The organism is Patescibacteria group bacterium (assembly GCA_041665345.1).
In the GTDB taxonomy this organism is placed as follows: domain Bacteria; phylum Patescibacteriota; class Patescibacteriia; order PEXW01; family PEXW01; genus JBAYJA01.
The window spans coordinates 1-2,932 of sequence record JBAYJA010000010.1; the positions used below are offsets into that span (position 1 = coordinate 1).

Genomic DNA, 2,932 nt, shown 5'->3' on the forward strand with positions numbered 1-2,932 from the left:
ACCGGACGCAAGCCTTCAAAAAACCGCATTGCCGAGACGTTTGAGTTTTTCCCAGAGGAAGGCAAGTACCACTTGGACGGCCATGCCAAGTGCCAGCAGCGCCTGACCCCAGCGCAAACTAAGAAGCACGGCGGGGTATGCCCCGTCTGCAAGAAGCCGGTCACCGTGGGCGTCCTCAGCCGCGTGGAAAAGCTGGCTGATCGGCCAGTAGACTACCAACCAACAAAGCGACCTCCGTACCGAACACTCGTCCCCCTGGAAGAAACCATTGGCGAAGCCATGGACGTTGGTCCAGCGAGCAAGAAAGTGCAGCTGGTGTACGAGAAATTGGTGAAAGAACTTAATGGTGAGTTCAATGTTCTGCTGGAAACTCCCCTGCCGGACATTGCCACGCACGGGGGTGAGGATGTGTCTGAAGCTATCAAACGCGTCCGTACTGGGAAACTCCACATTGCCGCTGGCTACGACGGTGAATTTGGTACGGTCCACATTTTCAAACCCGGCGAGCGCAAACAACAAAAACAGACGGCGCTCTTTTAATGCATGAATACCAGCTTGACAGCAGAAGCATGGTTGCATACATTGAAGGCGAAAATACAAACCCTTGATAAAAGGAGTGTCTATGGATTTTCTCTTCCTCTATTGGAAGGACGTTCTGCTATTTGTGGTCTTTACTGTAATTTTCATGCTCTTTGCCCTGGTATGGAATGCCGACAACCCCGTATTGGATGACAAAGAAGAGCGTCGCTCTTTCTTACTGTGGCACTTTGTAGGAGCCATCATCATTGCTGGCATGCTCACTGGCTGGCTCTCGTCAATGAAAAAAGTGGAGCCAAAACCACCCGCACATGCTGAAACGTTGACCCTGGAAATCTGGGGTCTTTTTTATTCTCGACCTACTTTCGCCATTTCGTTACCACGAGGCCTGCCTGCGTGTGCCACAGCTGCAACTGGATTGTATGTCGCGGGAAAGTGTAGCCTGCGCTATGCTAATCGTATATGCTCATCCTCTACATCTTCGCCGGACTACTCATTCTCCTTTTGGTTCTGGCCCTGGTTGCCGCCTTCATGAGTTTTGTGGTGCTGCTCATGCTCCGGGTTCCTTTTGTCCGCACACCCAAACACGCCATTGCTGCCTTGGTTGCCTCCAAGCTCATTGGCGAGCATGACCTGGTGTACGACCTGGGTGCTGGCGACGGAAAATTCCTGCAAGAATTAGTGCGTGCGACCAACTGCAAGGCTGAGGGTTTTGAGCTCTCCCCCTTTTTCTGGTTCTTGGGAGAACTCCGAGCCTCAAAATCTACTCGTTGGGCCATGCACATGCAGAATGTCATTCACATTGACCTTAGTGAGCCCACGGTCATCTTCACCTTCCTGGCGCCTGCAGGTCTCCCTGCCCTGAGCCGCAAACTCCAAGAGGAGACGCGGCCTGGTCAGACGATTATCAGCTACGGCTTTGCGCTGCCAGGCTGGTCACCAACCCAGGTGATTGACCCTGTGCCAGAAAATCCCAAGGGTTCAAAGTTCTACGTATATAGAAAGACGTAGAGGATACAGAATCTTTTCGCAGACCTCACTATTGACAAAAAAATGGTATGTGCTAATTTTGCATATCGATAACCGCACATACCATTACAAAATAAACAAACTTTGATAGGAGGTTTCATGCAAATGAGTGGATGGAAACAGAAAATTGAGACGCTGAAGTATGGGCATTCACCAGCAGTTGGAACAGGACTAGGGTTACCCATAGTCACCCTTAACCTGTACCCATATGATTTCTCTGCTTCGTCAGATTCCCTCAGAAGCCAAGATCCGCAAGGTTGTTCGCCGTCTTCGCTTTGGCACGAACCTGTGCTGTCCCGGGTGCCATTCCCGGAAGGTATATACCTCCGAAGCTCGGTATCGCTGCCGACGTTGTCGCCTTCCCTTCACGCTATTCTCCGGGACCTGGCTTGCGGGCATGAAGCTCTCCCTGCGTACGTGGTGGTGCTTGCTGTGGTGCTGGACCCAGGCGGTGCCAGTGCGGCAGACGCAGAAGCTCTGCCACGTGAATGAGAAGACCGTCCGGCTGTGGTTTCGCGTGTTTCGCCTCCAGGTGCCGGAAATACAGCCTCTGCTGCAAGGTACCGTCCAAATGGACGAAGCGTACTTTCGTTCCTTGTCCCTGCTCATGGCAAAGCAGGTCGGCAGCCGGCACATCGCTCATCACACCCTGCCGAAGTCCTCGGTGGATAGACGGGATGCCACCCAGTTTCTCTTCCAAAACATTCAACCCCGTTCCCGCTTGCAGACCGATGGGGCTGCGATATACCAGGGCATTCACCACTGGTGGCCAGTGACGCACCGCAGGGACATCCACAAACGGTTCGAGTTCGGCCTGACCTCGGAGATTGAAGGCATGTTCGGGAATCTTCGCACCTTCATCCGCAGAATGTATCATCACAGTACGCCAGCATACCTGCCGGAATACGTGAGTGAATTCTGCATTAGATTTTCCTCACCAGAAATCTTCGATTCACCCCTTGCCTACTTAACGAAAACCCTCTCGGCTGTTCCAACTGCTACCTAATGCCCTGAAGTATCTCATTGCCAAATCGAAGGACGGAGATGAAATCGTCAAACGCGTACTTTTCTTTCTCATTGATAGTTCACATGGGTTGACTGAGGAAGTATCAATGACCCTTACCCATGGCGAACATGGATACACCGGAGAGGAGATAGACGCTGCTGCACGCGCATTGGGGGCTCTAGTAAGCGCAAACCGCACAACTCATCTGAATGCAATTATGTCGCTCGTTGGTGCTGGTCTTTGCTTTAGCGCACACTATGGTAACTACAGTGAGGACGGTGAGTTTGATACCGAAGGAATGTTCCCTGGTTATAGAGAGTTAGCACCCGGTCATGAAAACGACCGAGCGGACATGCCCCT

The 2,932-nt window shown here is 52.1% G+C and carries 5 protein-coding genes; all 5 read left to right on the forward strand.

All coding sequences use genetic code 11. From position 1 onward, the window contains the following. The coding region (locus tag WCV85_06865) for an AAA family ATPase (protein ID MFA6474558.1) at nucleotides 1-540 on the forward strand (540 nt) is incomplete at its 5' end. Between the two features lie 82 nt (nucleotides 541-622). Then, nucleotides 623-1,072 carry a hypothetical protein gene (locus WCV85_06870; protein MFA6474559.1) on the forward strand — a complete coding sequence of 150 codons (450 nt, stop codon included), beginning with the start codon at nucleotides 623-625 and terminating at the stop codon, nucleotides 1,070-1,072. After that, nucleotides 1,000-1,548 carry a hypothetical protein gene (locus tag WCV85_06875; protein MFA6474560.1) on the forward strand — a complete coding sequence of 183 codons (549 nt, stop codon included), beginning with the start codon at nucleotides 1,000-1,002 and terminating at the stop codon, nucleotides 1,546-1,548. Before WCV85_06870 ends, WCV85_06875 begins: the two co-directional genes overlap by 73 nt. Before the next feature lie 415 nt (nucleotides 1,549-1,963). After that, complete coding sequence (locus tag WCV85_06880) at nucleotides 1,964-2,572, forward strand: IS1595 family transposase (protein ID MFA6474561.1); 609 nt, start codon at nucleotides 1,964-1,966, stop codon at nucleotides 2,570-2,572. 106 nt (nucleotides 2,573-2,678) lie between these two features. Further along, nucleotides 2,679-2,932, forward strand: a 254-nt coding sequence (locus tag WCV85_06885) for a hypothetical protein (protein ID MFA6474562.1), incomplete at its 3' end; no start/stop codon positions are given.